Below are 18,276 nucleotides of genomic sequence, written 5' to 3' on the forward strand. Positions count from 1 at the left end.
GCTTCCCCGCCCCCAAGGAAGTTGGCACATGGCCCGCATCACCACCGATTCCATCATCGAGGGCCTGACCTTCGATGATGTTCTGCTGCGGCCCGCCGCCTCCTCGGTGATGCCGACCGACGTGAGCGTGGCGACGCGGCTGACCCGGTCGATCCACCTCAACCTGCCGATCCTCGCCTCCGCGATGGACACCGTGACGGAGGCCCCGATGGCCATCGCCATGGCGCAGAACGGGGGCATGGGCGTCATCCACCGCAACCTCGAGCCGCCGGAGCAGGCCGAGCAGGTCCGCCTCGTCAAGAAGTACGAGTCCGGCATGGTGCTGAACCCCATCACCATCCATCCCGACGAGACGCTTGCCGACGCCTTCGAGGTGATGAAGGCGAACCGGATCTCGGGGATTCCCGTGGTGGAGCGCGGCCCGAACGGCTCGCGGGGCAAGCTCGTCGGCATCCTGACGAACCGCGACGTGCGCTTCGCGACGAATGCCGGCCAGCCGGTCGCCGAGCTGATGACGCGGGACCGCCTCATCACCGTGCGCGAGGGCGTGACCCAGGACGAGGCCAAGCGCCTGCTGCACCAGTTCCGCATCGAGAAGCTGCTCGTCGTCGACGACCACTACCGCTGCATCGGCCTCATCACCGTCAAGGACATCGAGAAGCGCGTCGCCTACCCGAACGCCGTCAAGGACGAGCAGGGGCGCCTGCGCGTCGCCGCCGCGACGACCACGGGCGACGGCGGCTTCGAGCGGGCCGAGCGCCTGATCGACGCCGGCTGCGACGTGATCGTGGTCGACACCGCCCACGGTCACTCCATCAAGGTGCTGGAGAGCGTGCGCCGGGTGAAGCAGCTCTCGAACGCCGTGCAGGTGGTGGCCGGCAACGTCGCGACCCGCGAGGGCGCACAGGCGCTGATCGACGCCGGCGCGGACGCCATCAAGGTCGGCATCGGCCCTGGCTCGATCTGCACCACCCGCATCGTCGCGGGCGTTGGCGTGCCCCAGCTCACCGCGTTGATGGAGGCCGTCGAGGCCGCTTACGACGCCGACGTTCCGGTGATCGCCGACGGCGGCATCAAGTACTCGGGCGATCTCGCGAAGGCGATCGCGGCCGGCGCCTCGGTGGCGATGCTCGGCTCGCTCCTCGCCGGCACCGACGAGGCGCCCGGCGAGGTGTTTCTCTACCAGGGCCGCTCCTACAAGTCGTACCGCGGCATGGGCTCGGTTGGGGCCATGGCGCGGGGCTCGGCAGACCGCTACTTCCAGGCCGAGGTCAGCGACACCCACAAGCTCGTGCCCGAGGGCATCGAGGGGCAGGTGCCCTACAAGGGGCCGGTGGCGGCCGTGCTGCACCAGCTCGCCGGGGGGCTTCGCGCCGCCATGGGCTACGTCGGCGCCGCCACGGTGCCCGATTTCCAGGAGCGGGCGCAGTTCATCCGCATCACCAATGCGGGCCTGCGCGAAAGCCACGTCCACGACGTGACGATCACCCGCGAGAGCCCGAACTATCCTTCGCGCACCTGAGCAGGCGGAGCGGTTCGTGCTCACGCGCGGGTCGGCCTGGGGCTATGGCGCCGCGCCGAGGCGCGGCTGAGGAGCGAAAAAACAGTCCATGTCTGTCCAGGCCGTGCTGGCACCCGTCTTCGCGCAGGTGCTCCTCGTCTTCGTGCTCCTCGTGGTGATGGGGCGCCGACGCTTCGCGGAGGTCGGGGCCGGGCGGGTGCGGATCGGCGCGATCGCCCTCGGCGAGCGCAACTGGCCGCCGCAGGTGCAGGCAGCGGCGAATGCCTTCTCGAACCAGTTCGAGATGCCGGTTCTCTTCTTCGCCCTGGTGCCGCTGGCGCTCCTGACGCGGAAGGCGGACCTGATCTTCGTGGTCCTGTCGTGGGTTTTCGTCCTGTCGCGGGCGGTGCACGCCTACGTCTTCGCCACCTCGAACCACGTGCCGACGCGGTTTCGCGCCTACATGGCCGGCGTCGCGGTGCTCGGGCTGATGTGGCTGATCTTCGCCGCCCGGATCCTCCTGGCCTCCTGAGGGCGGCACTGTCCGGCGGGAATCCGGCGGACTGTCCATGGACTGTCCGGCGCCGTGTCCGGTAGATGCGCGGCGCTGAGGATCAGGGAGACAGGCGGATGCGGGTGCTCGTCGTGGGGGCCGGGGCGACCGGCGGCTATTACGGGGCGCGGCTCGCCGAGGCCGGGCGCGACGTCACCTTCCTGGTCCGGCCGGCCCGGGCGGAGCGCCTCGCCGGCGAGGGCCTGCGGGTCGAGAGCCCGCTGGGGGACCTCCACCTCGCGGAGCCCAGGACCCTGACGGCCGAGCGGCTCGCGGGGGGCGAGGGCGGCGCCTTCGACCTCGTTCTCCTCTCCTGCAAGGCCTACGACCTCGACGGTGCCCTGGCGGACGTCGCGCCGGCGGTCGGCGCGGGCACCACCGTGCTGCCGATCCTCAACGGCATGGCCCATCTCGATGCGCTCGATGCGGCCTTCGGGCCCGAGCGGGTCCTCGGCGGCTCCTGCGCCATCGTGGCGACGCTCGGGGCCGGCGGCGCGATCCGCCACATGAGCGAGTTCTGCACGCTGACCTACGGCGAGCGCGACGGCGCCCGGTCCCCGCGCCTCGACGCGATCGAGGCCCTGATGGGGGAGGCCCGCTTCCAGCCCAAGCGCAGCGAGCGGATCCTGCAGGAGATGTGGGAGAAGTGGGTCTTCCTCGCGACGCTGGCGGCCTCGACCTGCCTGATGCGGGCTGCGGTCGGCGACATCGTCGGCGCGCCCGGCGGGCGGGCGCTGATCGAGGGGCTCTACGCCGAGTGCTGCGGGGTCGCCGCCGCGGCGGGCTTCGCGCCCCGCGAAAAGGTCGCCGCCCAGGCCCTGGCCATGCTCACGGCCGAGGGCGCGCCGATCACCGCCTCGATGCTGCGCGACATCGAGGGCGGCGGCCGGATCGAGGCGGACCACATCGTCGGGGACCTGATCGCCCGGGGCAGGGCGCTGGCCCCCGAGGCCGCGCGGCCGGGCCTCGACCTGGCCTACGCGCACCTCAAGGCCCATGAGCGCCGCCGGGCGCGGGAAACGGCCTGAGCGCCGCCGGGCACGGGAGACGGCCTGAGCGCGGCCGCTCAGTAGCGGGCCGGCGGGGGCGGCGGCGGGTTGCCGTATTCGAGCTGCGTCTTGGCGTCGACGGGGCGGCGCGGCGGGGGCGTCAGGTCGGGCGCGGCCGGCGCCGTCGAGCAGGCGGCCACGGCGAGCGTCAGCAGGGCGGCGGTGGCGAGGTGGATGACGGGCGTGGGACGGAGCAGGGTCGACATGGGTTGCGTCCTCGGACGGTTCGCGGCGCTCGCACGTTGACGAAGCCGGTGCCATAGGGTTCTGCGGTTCGATCCGGCCCGAAGCTCGGCCGTATTGTGACCGGTCCGCGCAGGAAGCGTGGCCATATCGCGGCATCGTTAATCGAATCCCGGAGAGCGCCCTGACCCCCGCCGCCCGCTGCACCGCCGCCATCGAGGTCCTCGCCGACATCGCCGGGCGCCGCCGCCCGGCCGCCGACGCCCTCAAGGACTGGGGCCTCGCCCACCGGTTCGCCGGCTCGGGCGACCGGGCCGCCATCGCGAGCCTCGTCTACGACGCCCTGCGCCGGCGGGCGTCGGCGGCCTGGATCATGGGCGCCGACAGCCCGCGGGCGGTGCTGATCGGCTCCCTGCGCCTGCAGCAGGGCCTCGCGGGCAAGAGCATCGCGGAGCTGTTCACGGGCGAGCGCTTCGCGCCGGAGCCGTTGTCGGAGGCCGAGCGCGCGGCGATCGAGGCCGGCAGCCTCGCCGACGCCCCCCTCGACGTGGCGGGCGACGTCCCCGCCTGGCTGCTGCCCGCCCTCGAGCCCGCCTTCGGCGACGCGCTGCTGGGGGAATTGAAGGCGCTCGCCCGCCGGGCGCCCCTCGACATCCGGATCAACGCGCTTCGCAAGGACCGGGACGCGGCGCTCGGCGCCCTCGGGCACCTCCGGGCCGAGCCGACGCCGCACGCGCCGCAGGGCCTGCGCATCCCGATCGGCGCCGACGGGCGCGGGCCGGCGCTGCACGTGGAGCCGGAGTTCCTGGAGGGCTGGTACGAGATCCAGGACGAGGGCTCGCAGCTCGCGAGCCTGCTGACCGGCGTGCGGGCGGGGGAGACGATCGTGGATCTCTGCGCGGGCGGCGGCGGCAAGACCCTCGCGATGGCCGCCCAGACGCGCAACGGGGCCCGGCTGATCGCCACGGACGGCGACCCGCGCCGCCTCGCGCCGATCCACGAGCGCCTGCGGCGGGCAAGCGCCGAGGCGGAGGTGCGCACGCCGCGCGGCGGCCGGGCCCGCGCCGACGTCCTGGAGGACCTCGACGGCACGGTGGACCGCGTGGTGGTCGACGCGCCCTGCACCGGGGCCGGGACCTGGCGGCGGAACCCCGACGACAAGTGGCGCCTGCGGCCCGGGAGCCTCGCGGCGCGGATCGCCGAGCAGTCGACCGTGCTGGACCGGGCGGCCCGCCTCGTGCGCCCCGGTGGCCGGATCAGCTACATCACCTGCTCGCTGCTGCCCGAGGAGAACGACGGCGCGGTGGCGGGCCTGCTGCAGCGGGCCGGGCCCGGCTTCGCGGTGGTGCCGACCACCGAGCCCGACCTCGCGGGCCTCGTCCGCGCGACGCAGCACGGCATCCAGATGAGCCCGGCGCTCACCGGAACCGACGGCTTCTACGTCGCGACGCTGGAGCGACGCGGCTGAGGCAGGCGGCATGCCGACGCTGCCCGATCCTGTGGCTGTGGTGTCTCTGGATTCCGGGCCCGGCTGCGCGGACTTAGAATGACGTCGGTGTCTGTCCGCCCCCGCCCCCCACCCCCGTCATCCCGGGGCGCTTGAGGCGAACCCGGGATCCAGACCCGCCGAGGTGGCAGGACGAGGCATTGTCGGCGGCTCTGGATTCCGGGCTCCGCTGCGCGGCCCCGGAATGACGGCGGTGAGGGCCTGGGCGGTGAGGGGCTGGGCGGTGAGGGCCTGGGACGGAGGGGCCCGGCGGCGAGCCGGGCCCGCGACCGCCGAGGCGGCGCCTTAGAAGCAGCGGCGCTTGCGCACGATGACGGTGCGGCCCATCGGGCCCCGGCGCTTCGTCACCACTGTCGTGCAGCGCGGTCCGCGCACGATCCGGCGTTCGACCACCCGGGCCTGCGCGATGGGGGCCGCGGGCGCCACCAGGGGGCCGCCGGGGCCGGGCAGGGCCGAGGCCGGCGCGGTGAGGGCGAGACCGGCGATCGTCGCGAGACCGAAGAGTGTTGCTCTCATTCCGTGAGCGTCCTTGTCCGTTGATCGGAGTGGTTGAGGGGCCCAGGGAACGCCGCCCCCGGCCAACCGTTCCACCCCCGTCGTCGGCGGCCCGCGTTGCGCGCGGGGCACGCGCGTTGCACGGCCAGGGGCGCTCGTCTAAGCGCTGATCATGACCACCGACCACGACAAGATCCTCATCGTCGATTTCGGCAGCCAGGTGACCCAGCTCATCGCGCGGCGCGTGCGCGAGGAGGGGGTCTACTGCGAGATCGTGCCCTTCACGAAGGCGGCGGAGGCCTTCGCCGAGACCCGCCCGAAGGGCGTGATCCTCTCGGGCGGCCCCGAATCGGTGACGACGGAAGCCTCGCCCCGGGCGCCGCAGGTGGTGTTCGAGGCCGGCGTGCCGGTGTTCGGCATCTGCTACGGGCAGCAGACCATGGCGGCGCAGCTCGGCGGCGAGGTCGAGGGCGGCCACCACGCCGAGTTCGGCCGCGCCGAGATCGAGATCCTCGCCGACTGCCCGCTCTTCCGGGGCGTCTGGCACGTCGGCGAGCACTATCCCGTCTGGATGAGCCACGGCGACCGGGTGACGAAGCTGCCGGACGGCTTCACCACGGTGGCAATCTCCCGCAACGCCCCCTTCGCGGCGGTGGCGGACGAGGCGCGCAACTTCTACGCCGTGCAGTTCCACCCCGAGGTGGCGCACACGCCCCACGGCGCCCTGCTGATCCGCAACTTTGTGCGCGACATCGCCGGCTGCTCGGGCGACTGGACCATGGGCGCCTACCGCGAGGAGGCGATCGCCAGGATCCGGGCGCAGGTCGGCCGGGAGCGGGTGATCTGCGGGCTGTCGGGGGGCGTCGATTCGGCGGTCGCGGCGGTGCTGATCCACGAGGCGATCGGCGAGCAGCTCACCTGCGTCTTCGTCGACCACGGCCTGCTGCGCGCCGGGGAGGCCGAGGAGGTGGTCCGGCTCTTTCGCGATCACTACAACATCCCCCTCGTCCACGTGGAGGCGCAGGGCCCGTTCCTGTCGGCGCTGGAGGGCGTCAGCGACCCCGAGGTGAAGCGCAAGACGATCGGGCGGCTGTTCATCGACGTGTTCGAGGCCGAATCGAAGAAGATCGGCGGGGCGGCCTTCCTCGCCCAGGGTACCCTCTACCCGGACGTCATCGAGAGCGTGTCGTTCACGGGCGGCCCGTCCGTCACCATCAAGAGCCACCACAACGTGGGCGGCCTGCCCGAGCGCATGAACATGCAGCTCGTGGAGCCCCTGCGCGAGCTGTTCAAGGACGAGGTCCGGGTGCTCGGGCGCGAGCTCGGCCTGCCCGACGCCTTCGTGGGCCGCCACCCCTTCCCGGGCCCGGGCCTCGCCATCCGCTGCCCCGGCACGATCACGACGGAGAAGCTCGACGCGCTGCGCAAGGCCGACGCGATCTACCTGGAGGAGATCCGGAAGGCCGGGCTCTACGACACGATCTGGCAGGCCTTCGCGGTGATCCTGCCCGTGAAGACCGTGGGCGTGATGGGCGACGGCCGCACCTACGACCACGTCTGCGCGCTCCGCGCCGTCACCTCGGTCGACGGCATGACGGCCGACTTCTACCCCTTCGACATGGCCTTCCTGGGCCGCGTCGCGACGCGCATCATCAACGAGGTGAAGGGCATCAACCGGGTGACCTACGACATCACCTCGAAGCCGCCCGGGACGATCGAGTGGGAGTGAGGTCCGCCATCCCGGGGTCGGCGGGTCAGGCCAGCAGCCGTGTCGTGATGCCGAGGGTCGGGCCGGCGCCGGCGAGTCTCTGATCGAGCGATCAGACCGTCGCGCCCTTCCCGGATGCGACGGCGAGATGCAGAGCGTCGCCTGAGCGCAGCCCGAGGGTGTGGTGATCCACGAACCGAGCTGCCACCCGGAAATGCTCGCTGGTCACCGGGAGGACGGTGAAGCTCTCGGCCACGAGCTGGCTGAACAGGCCGAGGATCGCTGCGCGCTGCTCCAGCGAAGCGTGACCCGTACGGAGCTTGAGCGCCAGGGCAGACGAGAACTCGGTCAGCGTCCAGTCGCTGATCAGGAGCTCGTTCGGATCCTGCTCGACCAACCAGTCCTGCACCGACGTCGTCGCGCCTTCGTTCGTGAGCGCCGCCACGATCAGCGACGTGTCGAGGTAGAGCATCAGAAACGATCGCCGTCCCGCATCGACCGGACCAGGTCCGCCGCACCCTGCACCTGGAGCGGCTGCTCCGCCGTCAGGTTGCGGAGCGTGTCGCGCTCGATTCGCCTGCGCGGCTTCTGCGGGGCGACGAGCTGCGCGACGGGCTCTCCGTCCCGCGTGATCGCAACCGTGTCGCCGGCCTCCACGCGCTTCACGAGTTCGCCGAGGCGCGCCTTGGCTTCGGCGAGGCTGAACGCATCCATCTCGTGCTCCCGACGATCGCCCTTGCTTTATAGCGTCGGCCCAGCAGGCCGGCACCCTCCCGGCGCTACCACCCTCACGGCCAAACCCGGATCGCCACCGGCCGGCGCACGAGGTCGCGGTCCGAGGTGATGGTGCAGCCCTCGACCTTCAGCGTCGCGTAGGTCAGGAGCGCGCGGTCGCCCGCATCGTCGAAGTTGCGCCCCTGCGCCTCCGGGTCGAGGAGCGAGGGGTAGGCGATCAGCCCGTCCGCCCCGCACGGGTCGTCGTAGAGCGTGCGGCCCTCCAGGAGCAGGCGGGGCTTGTCCCAGGCGAGGAGGTCGCGCGAGCTCGTCCAGTAGAAGCCGGAGCGCGGGTGCTCGGCATCCGCCTTGGCCATGTAGACCGCGAGGTAGGCGCCGCTGCCGCGGTGGCGCACCACGGCGCCCACCGGCCCCGGGAACGGGCCGACCGGCGTGCAGGAATCGGCCGGGCGCGGCAGCCGCCCGTAGGGGTCCGGGAAGGCCGCCGTGAAGCCCGCGCCCGTCCAGGCCCGCCAGCGGCCGGGGTCGGCCGGCTGTTCGGAGCGGAACAGGCAGAGGCCGGCCTCCTGCTCGGCGCCGCCGCGGGACCAGCCCGTGGTCGAGGCTAGGAAGTAGCGCCAGCGCCCGTCGCCGACGATGTTCGAGGGGTTGAAGAAGCCCCGGTGGCGGCCCTGGTCCACCTCCTGCCGGAAGGGCGCGGCCGCCACCACGGCGGGCGGCGTGCTCCGCGCGAAGCTGCGGCCCCCGTTGCGGGAGGCGGCGGCCGTCAGCGCGTTGAACCAGCACTCCATGTAGACCGTCGAGCGGCAGCGGCCCGGATGCTCGTTCGCCTGGTACTCGTGGTGCAGGATCGCTGCGACGGCGACGCCGTCGTCGGTCCAGGTCGCGGTGATCCAGGAGCGGTCGTCGTAGAGGGCGGGGTCCGCCTTCTCGCCGGATTCGAGCACAACCCGGCAGTCGAGCCTCAGGTGCTCGAGGTCCGGGCCCCGCAGCGCGCGGTTGCGGTAGTGCATCCCGAACAGGGCGACGGCCCCGGAGGGCTCGCGGAAGGCGCGGGCCGGCGCGTCGGGCACGTCGGCGCCGTCGCAGGCATCCCGCCCGGCCTTGAACACCAGGACCGGCGGGCCGACCACGGTGAGGCTCGACAGGGGCGGCGACGCGGGGGCGGACTGCCGCGGGCCCGCGACCGCCGGGACACCGAGGGCGAGGAGGGCGGCGAGCGCGCTGGGGAGGGGACGGATCATCGACCGAGCCTGGACAAACCGCGCCAGATTCGGTTCAGAACCGTTACAAGGTGCTTGCCCCGCGGCCGCGGGCGGCCGTTCCTCCACAGCTCAACCCTCGCGAAAGCCCCGCATGCTGATCCTGATCCTCGGGCTCGTGCTGTTCCTTGGCACCCACGCCTTCTCGATGGCGCGGGGCCCCCGCGCCGAGTTGATCGGCCGCGTCGGGGAGGGGCGGTTCAAGCTCGGCTACACCCTGCTCTCGGTGCTGGGGCTCGTGCTGATCGGCGTCGGCTTCCACCAGTACCGGGCGGAGGGCTACATCCAGGTCTGGAATCCGCCGGTCTTCACGCGCCACCTCGCCGTGCTCCTGACTCTGTTCGCCTTCATCTCCCTGGCGGCGACCTACCTGCCGGGCCACATCCGCGCCCGGGCCAAGCACCCGATGCTGCTCGCCGTGAAGATCTGGGCGACCGCCCACCTCCTCGCCAACGGCGACCTCGGCTCGATCCTGCTGTTCGGCGGCTTCCTGGCCTGGGCCGTCCTCGCCCGCATCAGCGCCAAGCGCCGGGCGCTCACGGCCGGACAGGTGGCGAGCCAGCACGGCGGCCAGGCCGCCCCCGCCGGCTGGCGCAACGACGCCCTCGCGGTGGCGATCGGCGTCGTCGCCTGGTTCGTGTTCGGCCGCTACCTCCACTACCCGGTGATCGGCGTCTACGCCTGGCCCGGGATGGCCTGAGCACGCCAGCGCCCCGGCCTGTCGCCATTCGCGAAGGTCTGTGCTAGGCGCGGGCCTCACAAAACTCTTTCGCGAGGCGGCCGGGCATGGCCGGCCTGAGGCACGATGGCCGAGAACAACGAATTCTTCCGCGAGGTCAACGAGGACTATCGTCGGGATCAGGTGGCGCAGATCTGGCGCCGCTACAGCGGCGTGATCATCGCCCTCGCGGTGCTGGTCGTCGCGGGCGTCGGCGGCTACCGCTACTGGCAGAGCGCGCAGCGCGCCGCCGCCGAATCCGCTTCCGTGCGGTTCGACGCGGCCAACCGGCTCGCCCGCGACGGCAAGGCCGAGGAGGCCGACAAGGCCTTCGACGAGCTGGAGAGCCAGGGACCGGCGGGCTACCGCCTCCTCGCGCAGTTCCGCGCGGCCACCGAGACCGCCAAGCGCGACCCCGCGGCGGGCGCCGCCGCCCTCGACAAGATCGCCGCGGAGACGGGCATCGGCGACGGCCTGCGCGACCTCGCGCGCCTGCGCGCCGCGCTGATCCGCATGGACCTGCCCGACCCCGCCCCCGCGCTGAGCAGCCTGCAGGGCCTCGCCGCCTCCGGCGCGTTCCGCCACACCGCCCGCGAGATGCTCGGCCTCGCCGCTCTGCGCCGCGGCCAGTTCGATGAGGCGGGCCGCTGGTTCGACCAGATCCTGGCCGACCCGGAGACGCCGCAGGGCCTGCGCCAGCGCATCGAGGTCTACGCGGCCCTGGTGGCCGGCGGCCCCGTGACGGTGACGGAGGCCAAGCCCGAGCCCGCCGCGCCGCCCCCGCCGATCACCCGCTGAGACACGGGCGCCCGGCCCGACGCCGCCGCGGTCCGAGAGGCCGCGCAGTCGCGGGGCCTCCGGACGGGCCCCGCCCAGGACGAACGAGACCGCAACCATGGATATGCCGACCGTCGCGATCGTCGGCCGCCCGAACGTCGGCAAATCGACCCTGTTCAACCGGCTGGTGGGCAAGAAGCTCGCCCTCGTGGACGACCGCCCTGGCGTGACCCGCGACCGGCGCGAGGGCGACGTCCAGTTCGGCGGCCTGCGCTTCCGCATCATCGACACGGCGGGGCTGGAGGAGGCCGATTCCGAGACGCTCCTCGGGCGCATGCGCGCGCAGACCGAGGCCGCGATCCTCGAGGCCGACGTCGTGCTGTTCGTCATCGACGCCCGCGCGGGCCTGCTGCCCGCCGACCGCCCCTTCGCCGAGATGGTGCGCAAGGCCGGCTGCCCCGTCATCCTGATCGCCAACAAGGCGGAGGGCGGCGCCGGGCTCAGCGGCGCATACGAGGCCTTCGGGCTCGGGCTCGGCGACCCGATCCCCTTCTCCGCCGAGCACGGCGAGGGCCTCGGCGAACTGCACGACGCGCTCACGAGCGCGCTGCCCGAGCAGGACGAGGACGAGGATGCGGAGAACCCCGCCGGCCGCGCCCTCAAGGTCGCGATCGTCGGCCGCCCGAACGCCGGCAAGTCGACGCTGATCAACCGGATGCTCGGGCAGGAGCGCCTGCTCGTCGGCCCCGAGGCCGGCATCACCCGGGACTCGATCTCCCTCGACTGGGAGTGGCGCGGGCGCCGGATCAAGCTGCACGACACCGCCGGGATGCGCCGGCGTGCCCGCATCGACGACAAGCTCGAGAAGCTCGCCGTCTCGGACGGGCTGCGGGCGGTGCGCTTCGCCGAGGTGGTGGTGGTGCTCCTCGACGCCACGATCCCGTTCGAGAAGCAGGACCTGACCATCGTCGACCTCGTGGAGAGCGAGGGGCGCGCCGTGGTGATCGGCCTGAACAAGTGGGACCTCGTGGCCGACCAGCCGGGCCTCCTGAAGACGCTGCGCGAGGATTGCACCCGCCTGTTGCCGCAGGTGCGCGGCGTGGCGGTGGTCCCGCTCTCGGGGCTCGCGGGCGACGGCATCGACCGGCTGATGCAGGCGGTGACGGGCGCCGCCGAGGTCTGGGATCGTCGCGTCTCAACCTCGCGGATCAACGACTGGCTGTCGGAGGCGCTGAGCCGCAACCCGCCGCCCGCGGTCTCGGGCCGGCGCATCAAAATCCGCTACGCCACCCAGGTGAAGAGCCGCCCGCCGCACTTCGCGCTGTTCGGGAACCAGCTCAACGCCCTGCCGAGATCCTATACGCGCTACCTCGTCAACGGCCTGCGCGAGGCCTTCGACCTGCCGGGCACGCCGATCCGCCTCTCGCTGCGCACGTCCACGAACCCGTTCGACAAGGGCTGAGGGGGCTCAGGCCCCGGGGTCCGCCCCGTCCGCCGAGGTCCGGGCGAGCCAGTCCACCACCGCGTCGATGGCCTTGCGGTTGCTGGATCCGCCCTCGCGCGCGCCCTCGTAGGCCGCGAGCTGCCGGTCGGCGCTGGTGCCCTCCGTGACGATCGCGCGGGCGCGTGCCACCTCCCGGGTGCAGCCGAGGGCCTCAGCGTCCTCGGCGATCAGGGCGAGCAGGGCGTCGAGGGCCTCGGCGAAGGGCAGCGCCGCCTCGCCGGCCTCGTCGATCAGCTCGGCCCCGGTCCCGCCGCGCTGGGCCCGCCACAGGTTCTCGCCGGCGAGCGCCCGCGAGACGCCGTCGAGATCAGCGTTGAGCGCGGGCTCCCGCACCACCCGGCGCACGAGGCAGCGGAACAGGGCCGCGATGGCGAGCGCGTCCTCGAGCCGGGTGCAGGAATCGGCGATGCGCAGCTCGAGCGTCGGGAACTTGATCGAGGGGCGCAGCGACCACCACAGGAAGCTCGCGTCCTGGATCGAGCCGGCCCGGGTCATGATGCGGACGTAGCGCTCGTAGGCGGCGTTGTCGGGGAAGAGTTCCGGCAGGCCGGTGCGCGGAAGCTCCCCGAAGGCGCTGAGCCGGTAGGCCGCGAGGCCGGTCGGCTTGCCCTGCCAGAACGGCGAGGAGGCCGAAAGGGCGAGCAGCAGCGGCTGGAACGGCAGCAGGCGGTTCATCAGCCCGACCCGCGCCGCCGGGTCCGGCACCTCCACGTGGACGTGCATGCCGCAGATCAGGCTGCGCCGGCCGACGAGGCCGACATCCTTCAGGATGCCCCGGTAGCGGTCGCCCTTGGTGGGAAGCTGGCGCGCCCAGTCCGCCACCGGGTGCGTGCCGGCGGCGAAGACCAGGAGGCCGTGCTCGCGGGCGAGCGCCGCGAGGGTGGCGCGCTGGTCCTTGAGGGTCGCGCGGGCGTGCCCGACATCGATGACCGGCGGCGTGCAGACCTCGATCTGGCACTGCAGCAGCTCGCGCCCGACCTCCGGCACCGCCTCCGCCGCCGCGACGTGGAACGGCTTGACGGACCGGCGCGGCGTCCCGCGGGTCTCGGCATCGGCCAGGAAGTATTCCTCCTCGATGCCGAATCGGTAGCTGTGCGCGTGCATCCTGCCTCCCTGCGGGTGGGGGTGGCATATAGGGCGGCGCGCGGGCGGGGAGGGCTCCCGGGGCCTGCGTCAGGGCGCCCGCAGGGCTCCGCCGACCAGCCAGGCGGGATCGAACCAGCGGTCCGCCTCGCCGTCGTAGGGCAGGCGGGTGATGTCCCAGTGCTGGATGTAGCGCGCGTAGACGTTCCAGACCGCGATGCCGCCGCCCACGAAGATGCGGCGGCCGGGGTAGCGGGCGAGCACCGCCTCGGGGTCCTCGTGCGAGCGGATCACGTCGATGGTGCGGTCCTCGAACGCGAAGGCCGGCACTGAGGCCACCGTCTTCGGCCCCGCGATCAGCACGTGCCCCATGGTCAGCGCGAAGAAGCGCGTCACGTCCTCCACGAAGAGCGGGTCCGTGTTGCCCTCCCAGGGCAGGTGACCGTCGAGGCCGAGCTGGCCGCGCTGGCCGATGGCGCAGATGCAGCGGACATCGATCATGGGGCGGTCCTCAGGCCGGCATCTGCGGGGTCAGCACCCGGTCGCTCGGGAAGTCGTAGATCTTGCCCGACTCGTCCCAGGCGGGGCTCGCGAGCCGCACGAAGTGCGGGGCGAGGTCGTCCGGGGTTTTCAGGGTGTCGGGGTCCTCGCCGGGCATCGCGGCGTGGCGCATGGCGGTGCGCAGCGGACCGGGGTTGAGCAGCATGGCGCGCACGGCCGTGGTCGCGTTCTCGGCCGCGTAGGTGCGCACCAGCGCGTCGAGGGCGGCCTTGGAGACCGCGTAGGGGCCCCAGTAGGCCCGGCACTTGGTGGCGGCGCCCGACGTCACGAAGATGGCGCGGCCCGCGTCCGACATCCGCAGCAGCGGGTCGAGCGAGCGGATCAGCCGCCAGTTCGCGGTGACGTTGACGTCCATCACCTGCGCCCAGGTCTTCGGCGTGATGTGGCCAATGGGCATGAGGTTGCCGAGGATGCCGGCATTGCCCACCAGGATGTCGAGGCGCTTCCAGCGCTCGTTGATCGCCGCGCCGAGGCGGTCGATCCCGTCGTAGTCCGTAAGGTCGAGGGGCACGAGGGTCGCGGCGCCGCCGCGCTCGCGGATCGCGTCGTCGAGCTCCTCCAGCGCCCCTTGCGTGCGCGCCACGGCCACGATGTGCGCGCCGGCGCCGGCGAGCGCCAGGGCGGCCGCCCGGCCGATGCCCCGCGAGGCGCCGGTGACGACGGCGATGCGCCCCTTCAACGGTGCGTCGCCGCCCTGCGGGGCCGTTTCGCGGCCCTCCGGGGCCGTGTCGTGGCCCCCTGGGGCCGCGCCGGACTGGTCTGCCATGGAACCTCGGTCGGTTGTCTTCGGTCGCCGGTCAGTCGGCTTCGGCGAGGAGCGCGAGGCGCCGCTCGCCCGCGATGGCGAGGTCGGAGAGCGCGGTCGGGTAGTCGCCGGTGAAGCAATGGTCGGTGTATTGCGGGCAGGCGGCGTTGCGCTCCGCCTCGCCCATCGCCCGGTAGAGGCCGGGGATCGACAGGAAGGCCAGGGAATCCGCGCCGATATAGGCGCGCATCGCCGCGAGGTCGTGGGTGGCGGCGAGGAGCTTCTCCCGCTCCGGCGTGTCGATGCCGTAGAAGTCCGGATAGGTGATCGGCGGCGAGGCGATGCGGAAGTGCACCTCGGCGGCGCCGGCCTCGCGCATCATGCGCACGATCTTCACCGAGGTGGTGCCGCGCACCAGGCTGTCGTCCACGAGGACGATGCGCTTGCCCTCGATCGCCGCGCGGTTGGCCGAGTGCTTCATGCGCACGCCGAGCTCGCGCACCGACTGGGTCGGCTGGATGAAGGTGCGGCCCACATAGTGGTTGCGGATGATGCCCATCTCGAAGGGCAGCCCGGTCTCCTGGGCGTAGCCGAGGGCGGCGGGCACGCCGGAATCCGGCACCGGCACCACCACGTCGGCATCCACCGCGGTCTCGCGGGCGAGCTCGTGGCCGATGTTCTTGCGCACGGCATAGACGCTCTTGCCGTTCACGACGGAATCCGGCCGGGCGAAATAGATGTACTCGAAGATGCACGGCCGCATCGGCTGGCGCTCCGCGAAGCGGATCGACTCGATGCCGTCCTCCGAGATCACCACGATCTCGCCGTTCTCGATGTCGCGCACGAAGCGCGCGCCGATGATGTCGAGGGCGCAGGTCTCCGACGCCAGGATGTAGCGGCCGTCGAGCTCGCCCAGCACCAGCGGCCGGATGCCGAGGGGGTCGCGGGCGCCGATCAGCTTCTTGTTGGTGAGCGCGACGATCGCGTAGGCGCCCTCGATGGCCTGCAGGGCGTCGATGAAGCGCTCGATGATGCGGGGTTTGCGCGAGCGCGCGGCGAGGTGGAGGATCACCTCCGTGTCGGAGGTCGACTGGGTGATCGCCCCGTCGCGCACGAGGTCCCGGCGGATCGAGAGCGCGTTCGTCAGGTTGCCGTTGTGGGCCACCGCGAGGCCGCCGCCGGCGAGCTCCGCGAAGAGCGGCTGGACGTTGCGCAGGATGGTGCCGCCGGTGGTGGAGTAGCGCACGTGGCCGATGGCCGAGCGGCCCCGCAGACGCTCGATGGTGGCCCGGTCCGAGAAGGAATCGCCGACGAGGCCCGGCCGGCGCTCCGAGTGGAACACCGTGCCGTCGAAGGCCACGATGCCGGCGGCCTCCTGGCCGCGGTGCTGCAGGGCGTGGAGGCCGAGGGCCACGACCGCCGCGGCGTCCGGGTGGCCGAAGATGCCGAAGACGCCGCACTCCTCGCGCAGCGTGTCGCCATCGCGATCGAGCCCGTCGACGCCGTCGGCGTGGCGGGCGGGCGCGGAGCGGTCTGACATGGCTGGTGCTGATCCCTCGTTGCCGGCGCCCGCTTCAGAGCCCGGCACCGTCAAGAGCCCGCTATGTAATCCCTCGGCCCGCCGCAACCAAGCCGGGTCCCGTGCAGGTCAGGGCCGTCGCGCGGGCGGGGCTGGGGGCGTCGTCCCGGCATCGCTCCGGCGCTGGGGCGCGTCGGTCTCGGCCGGGGCGTCCACGGGCTCGTTCGGGGGCGTCTCGCCCTTCGGCTTCTTGAACTGCTTGAGGAAGCCCTCGGGGTTCTCGGGCAGCTGCGCCACCAGCGCGTCGCCGGACTTCTCCAGCATCGGGCGGGTGTGGGCCTGGGCGGCCCATTCGGGCATCTTGCCCTGCACGAGCCAGGACAGGAACACCCAGCCGATCACGCAGATCAGGAAGCCGCGGCCGGCGCCGAACAGGAAGCCGAGGGACCGGTCGATGGCGCCGATGCGCGAATCGAGCACCACGTCGGACAGCTTCACGGTGACGATCGAGACGACGATGAGCGTGCCGAGGAAGATCGCCGCGATGGAGGCGACGAGGGCCACGGTGTCGCTCGTCACGTGCTGCTTCACGGTGGGCAGCAGCAGCGGATAGAACGACCACGCCACGGCGGCCGCCGCGACCCAGGCGATAATCGCCAGCACCTCGCGGGTCACGCCGCGCACGGCAGCCAGCAGGGCTGAGATCACGACGATGCCGAGCACCACGAGATCGAGGACTGAGAACGGCATCGCGATCGACAGGTCACCGGGAGAAACGCGAGGGCCCGCAGGACCCTGCGCCTCCCCCGAACTCGGGAGCGCGTTATACCGCGCCGAACCTCGGCCGTCACCCTGGCTCCGGCCACGGGTTCACCGGATCCGCAAGGGGATGCGCGGGCCCCCGCCCGCGGGCGCCTAGTCGGTCTCCTCGTAGCGCGGCGCCGGCCGGCCCCGGCCGCCTCCGGCGCGGCGCGTGCCGCCCGCCGCGATGCCGGAGACGAGGTCGGCGATGTGGCGCACGGACTCGGTGCCGAGCGCCCGCTCGCCGGTCTCGCCCCGCCCCTGGGGCATCAGCGCCCGGGCGAAGCCGAGCTTCTCCGCCTCCTTGAGCCGCGCCGTCGCCTGCGCGACGGGCCGGATCGCGCCCGAGAGGCCGATCTCGCCGAAATAGACGGATTCGGTCGGCAGCACCGATCCCGACAGGGACGAGACGAGGGCGGCCGCGACCGCGAGGTCGGCGGCGGGCTCGGTGATGCGCAGGCCCCCCGCCACGTTGAGGTAGACGTCGTGGCTGCCGAGGCGGATGCCGCCGTGGGCCTCCAGCACCGCCAGCACCATGGAGAGGCGGTTCGGGTCCCAGCCGACCACGGCGCGCCGCGGCATCCCGAGGGAGGAAGGGGCGACGAGCGCCTGGATCTCGACGAGGAGCGGGCGCGTGCCCTCCATGCCGGCGAAGACCGCGGTGCCGGGCGCCGCGTGGTCGCGGGCGGCCAGGAACAGGGCGGAGGGGTTCGGCACCTCCGCGAGCCCCGCATCCGTCATCTCGAACACGCCGATCTCGTCGGTCGGCCCGAAGCGGTTCTTCACCGCGCGCAGGATGCGGAAGTGGTGGCCCTGGTCGCCCTCGAAGGAGGCGACGGCGTCGACCATGTGCTCGACGACCCGGGGCCCCGCGATCTGGCCGTCCTTGGTGACGTGCCCGACGAGGATCACGGCGGTGCCGGTGGTCTTGGCGAAGCGGATCAGCGCCTGGGCCGAGGAGCGCACCTGCGTGACCGTGCCGGGGGCGGATTCGACGGTCTCGGTCCACATGGTCTGGATCGAGTCGATGATCGCCAGGGCCGGCGGCCGCCCCTGCGAGAGGGTCTCCACGATGTCCTCGACGTTCGTCTCGGCGGCGAGCTCCACGGGGCGGTCGGCCAGCCCGAGCCGCTCGGCCCGCAGGCGCACCTGGCCCACCGCCTCCTCGCCCGAGATGTAGGCGACGCGCTCGCCCGTACCCGCCATGGCGGCGGAGGCCTGCATCAGGAGGGTCGACTTGCCGATGCCGGGGTCTCCGCCGAGCAGGATGACGGAGCCTCGCACGAAGCCCCCGCCCGTGACCCGGTCGAGCTCGGCGATGCCCGAGGGGATGCGGGGCGCCTCCTTGGCCTCGCCGGTGAGGCCTTCGAGGGGAAAGACCCGGCCCCGCGCCCGGGAGGCGCGCGCCGAGACCGGGCCCGCCTGCGGGCCGGAGCCGCCGGGTATCTCCTCGACGATCGTGTTCCAGCCGTTGCAGGCCTCGCAGCGCCCACGCCAGCGGTTGTAGACCGCCCCGCAGGACTGGCACACGAAGGTCTGGTGGATCTTGGCCATGGGCTCGGGTGCGCGGGAGGA

General features: G+C 72.8%; 18 protein-coding genes and 1 pseudogene. 8 read left to right on the plus strand and 11 right to left on the minus strand.

Annotated features, from left to right (window positions below; translation table 11 throughout):
- Positions 1-28: 28 nt before the first annotated feature.
- The 3 genes from guaB (at position 29) to panE (ending at position 3,082) form a co-directional block, all read left to right on the plus strand.
- Complete coding sequence (guaB, locus tag ACLBXP_RS15805; protein WP_447668686.1) at positions 29-1,522, plus strand: IMP dehydrogenase; 1,494 nt, start codon at positions 29-31, stop codon at positions 1,520-1,522.
- Positions 1,523-1,610: 88 nt separating this feature from the next.
- Positions 1,611-2,033 (plus strand): MAPEG family protein, encoded by a 423-nt coding sequence (locus tag ACLBXP_RS15810; RefSeq protein ID WP_447668687.1) that lies wholly within the window; start codon positions 1,611-1,613, stop codon positions 2,031-2,033.
- A gap of 98 nt (positions 2,034-2,131) precedes the next feature.
- Complete coding sequence (panE, locus tag ACLBXP_RS15815) at positions 2,132-3,082, plus strand: 2-dehydropantoate 2-reductase (protein WP_447668688.1); 951 nt, start codon at positions 2,132-2,134, stop codon at positions 3,080-3,082.
- A gap of 38 nt (positions 3,083-3,120) precedes the next feature.
- Here panE and ACLBXP_RS15820 read toward each other — a convergent pair whose 3' ends face one another.
- On the minus strand, positions 3,121-3,309 hold the full coding sequence (locus tag ACLBXP_RS15820) for a hypothetical protein (protein WP_447668689.1): 189 nt from the start codon (positions 3,307-3,309) through the stop codon (positions 3,121-3,123).
- Between the two features lie 161 nt (positions 3,310-3,470).
- Between ACLBXP_RS15820 and ACLBXP_RS15825 the strand changes: the two genes are divergently transcribed.
- Positions 3,471-4,754, plus strand: a complete 1,284-nt coding sequence (locus ACLBXP_RS15825) for an RsmB/NOP family class I SAM-dependent RNA methyltransferase (RefSeq protein WP_447668892.1) — start codon at positions 3,471-3,473, stop codon at positions 4,752-4,754.
- 324 nt (positions 4,755-5,078) lie between these two features.
- Here ACLBXP_RS15825 and ACLBXP_RS15830 read toward each other — a convergent pair whose 3' ends face one another.
- Positions 5,079-5,309: a hypothetical protein gene (locus ACLBXP_RS15830; protein ID WP_447668690.1), complete on the minus strand. Its 231-nt coding sequence runs from the start codon at positions 5,307-5,309 to the stop codon at positions 5,079-5,081.
- Between the two features lie 151 nt (positions 5,310-5,460).
- Between ACLBXP_RS15830 and guaA the strand changes: the two genes are divergently transcribed.
- On the plus strand, positions 5,461-7,017 hold the full coding sequence (gene guaA, locus ACLBXP_RS15835) for a glutamine-hydrolyzing GMP synthase (RefSeq protein ID WP_447668691.1): 1,557 nt from the start codon (positions 5,461-5,463) through the stop codon (positions 7,015-7,017).
- A gap of 25 nt (positions 7,018-7,042) precedes the next feature.
- Here guaA and ACLBXP_RS15840 read toward each other — a convergent pair.
- The 3 genes and pseudogenes from ACLBXP_RS15840 to ACLBXP_RS15850 form a co-directional block, all read right to left on the minus strand.
- A pseudogene (locus ACLBXP_RS15840) lies at positions 7,043-7,468 on the minus strand (type II toxin-antitoxin system VapC family toxin).
- On the minus strand, positions 7,468-7,710 hold the full coding sequence (locus ACLBXP_RS15845) for a type II toxin-antitoxin system Phd/YefM family antitoxin (RefSeq protein ID WP_447668692.1): 243 nt from the start codon (positions 7,708-7,710) through the stop codon (positions 7,468-7,470). The pseudogene ACLBXP_RS15840 and the gene ACLBXP_RS15845 overlap by 1 nt, the downstream one beginning before the upstream one ends.
- Positions 7,711-7,784: 74 nt before the next feature.
- Complete coding sequence (locus tag ACLBXP_RS15850; protein WP_447668693.1) at positions 7,785-8,975, minus strand: hypothetical protein; 1,191 nt, start codon at positions 8,973-8,975, stop codon at positions 7,785-7,787.
- A gap of 112 nt (positions 8,976-9,087) precedes the next feature.
- On the opposite strand from ACLBXP_RS15850, the gene ACLBXP_RS15855 reads away from it, so the two are divergent.
- The 3 genes from ACLBXP_RS15855 to der all read left to right on the plus strand — a co-directional run bounded on the left by ACLBXP_RS15855 (position 9,088) and on the right by der (position 11,950).
- Positions 9,088-9,693, plus strand: a complete 606-nt coding sequence (locus ACLBXP_RS15855) for an NnrU family protein (RefSeq protein WP_447668694.1) — start codon at positions 9,088-9,090, stop codon at positions 9,691-9,693.
- A gap of 105 nt (positions 9,694-9,798) precedes the next feature.
- Complete coding sequence (locus ACLBXP_RS15860) at positions 9,799-10,509, plus strand: tetratricopeptide repeat protein (protein WP_447668695.1); 711 nt, start codon at positions 9,799-9,801, stop codon at positions 10,507-10,509.
- Positions 10,510-10,606: 97 nt separating this feature from the next.
- On the plus strand, positions 10,607-11,950 hold the full coding sequence (gene der / locus ACLBXP_RS15865; RefSeq protein ID WP_447668696.1) for a ribosome biogenesis GTPase Der: 1,344 nt from the start codon (positions 10,607-10,609) through the stop codon (positions 11,948-11,950).
- A 6-nt stretch (positions 11,951-11,956) separates the two neighbouring features.
- On the opposite strand, the gene ACLBXP_RS15870 is transcribed toward der, so the two are convergent.
- From ACLBXP_RS15870 to radA, 6 genes are all read right to left on the minus strand, one after another.
- The gene (locus ACLBXP_RS15870) at positions 11,957-13,096 is read right to left on the minus strand and encodes a carboxylate-amine ligase (protein ID WP_447668697.1); all 1,140 of its coding nucleotides are present in this window, start codon (positions 13,094-13,096) and stop codon (positions 11,957-11,959) included.
- Between the two features lie 69 nt (positions 13,097-13,165).
- A complete protein-coding gene (locus ACLBXP_RS15875; protein ID WP_447668698.1) occupies positions 13,166-13,576 on the minus strand; it encodes a dihydrofolate reductase in 411 nt (136 codons plus the stop codon).
- Between the two features lie 10 nt (positions 13,577-13,586).
- The gene (locus tag ACLBXP_RS15880) at positions 13,587-14,402 is read right to left on the minus strand and encodes an SDR family NAD(P)-dependent oxidoreductase (RefSeq protein WP_447668699.1); all 816 of its coding nucleotides are present in this window, start codon (positions 14,400-14,402) and stop codon (positions 13,587-13,589) included.
- A 31-nt stretch (positions 14,403-14,433) separates the two neighbouring features.
- Positions 14,434-15,921, minus strand: coding sequence for an amidophosphoribosyltransferase (purF, locus tag ACLBXP_RS15885; RefSeq protein ID WP_447668700.1), 1,488 nt, complete (start codon positions 15,919-15,921; stop codon positions 14,434-14,436).
- A 108-nt stretch (positions 15,922-16,029) separates the two neighbouring features.
- On the minus strand, positions 16,030-16,650 hold the full coding sequence (locus tag ACLBXP_RS15890; RefSeq protein ID WP_447668701.1) for a CvpA family protein: 621 nt from the start codon (positions 16,648-16,650) through the stop codon (positions 16,030-16,032).
- 165 nt (positions 16,651-16,815) lie between these two features.
- Positions 16,816-18,255 carry a DNA repair protein RadA gene (gene radA, locus ACLBXP_RS15895; RefSeq protein WP_447668702.1) on the minus strand — a complete coding sequence of 480 codons (1,440 nt, stop codon included), beginning with the start codon at positions 18,253-18,255 and terminating at the stop codon, positions 16,816-16,818.
- Positions 18,256-18,276: the final 21 nt, after the last annotated feature.

It is taken from the genome of Methylobacterium sp. A54F (assembly GCF_053346035.1).

Bases quoted from the DNA above. Each gene is read 5' to 3' on its own strand.
- ACLBXP_RS15845 (WP_447668692.1), bottom strand. From the start codon at position 7,710: ATGGATGCGTTCAGCCTCGCCGAAGCCAAGGCGCGCCTCGGCGAACTC.
- purF (WP_447668700.1), bottom strand. From the start codon at position 15,921: ATGTCAGACCGCTCCGCGCCCGCCCGCCACGCCGACGGCGTCGACGGG.
- ACLBXP_RS15810 (WP_447668687.1), top strand. From the start codon at position 1,611: ATGTCTGTCCAGGCCGTGCTGGCACCCGTCTTCGCGCAGGTGCTCCTC.
- ACLBXP_RS15875 (WP_447668698.1), bottom strand. From the start codon at position 13,576: ATGATCGATGTCCGCTGCATCTGCGCCATCGGCCAGCGCGGCCAGCTC.
- guaB (WP_447668686.1), top strand. From the start codon at position 29: ATGGCCCGCATCACCACCGATTCCATCATCGAGGGCCTGACCTTCGAT.
- ACLBXP_RS15820 (WP_447668689.1), bottom strand. From the start codon at position 3,309: ATGTCGACCCTGCTCCGTCCCACGCCCGTCATCCACCTCGCCACCGCC.
- ACLBXP_RS15890 (WP_447668701.1), bottom strand. From the start codon at position 16,650: ATGCCGTTCTCAGTCCTCGATCTCGTGGTGCTCGGCATCGTCGTGATC.
- ACLBXP_RS15855 (WP_447668694.1), top strand. From the start codon at position 9,088: ATGCTGATCCTGATCCTCGGGCTCGTGCTGTTCCTTGGCACCCACGCC.
- ACLBXP_RS15860 (WP_447668695.1), top strand. From the start codon at position 9,799: ATGGCCGAGAACAACGAATTCTTCCGCGAGGTCAACGAGGACTATCGT.
- ACLBXP_RS15850 (WP_447668693.1), bottom strand. From the start codon at position 8,975: ATGATCCGTCCCCTCCCCAGCGCGCTCGCCGCCCTCCTCGCCCTCGGT.
- ACLBXP_RS15870 (WP_447668697.1), bottom strand. From the start codon at position 13,096: ATGCACGCGCACAGCTACCGATTCGGCATCGAGGAGGAATACTTCCTG.
- guaA (WP_447668691.1), top strand. From the start codon at position 5,461: ATGACCACCGACCACGACAAGATCCTCATCGTCGATTTCGGCAGCCAG.
- ACLBXP_RS15830 (WP_447668690.1), bottom strand. From the start codon at position 5,309: ATGAGAGCAACACTCTTCGGTCTCGCGACGATCGCCGGTCTCGCCCTC.
- der (WP_447668696.1), top strand. From the start codon at position 10,607: ATGGATATGCCGACCGTCGCGATCGTCGGCCGCCCGAACGTCGGCAAA.
- radA (WP_447668702.1), bottom strand. From the start codon at position 18,255: ATGGCCAAGATCCACCAGACCTTCGTGTGCCAGTCCTGCGGGGCGGTC.
- ACLBXP_RS15880 (WP_447668699.1), bottom strand. From the start codon at position 14,402: ATGGCAGACCAGTCCGGCGCGGCCCCAGGGGGCCACGACACGGCCCCG.
- panE (WP_447668688.1), top strand. From the start codon at position 2,132: ATGCGGGTGCTCGTCGTGGGGGCCGGGGCGACCGGCGGCTATTACGGG.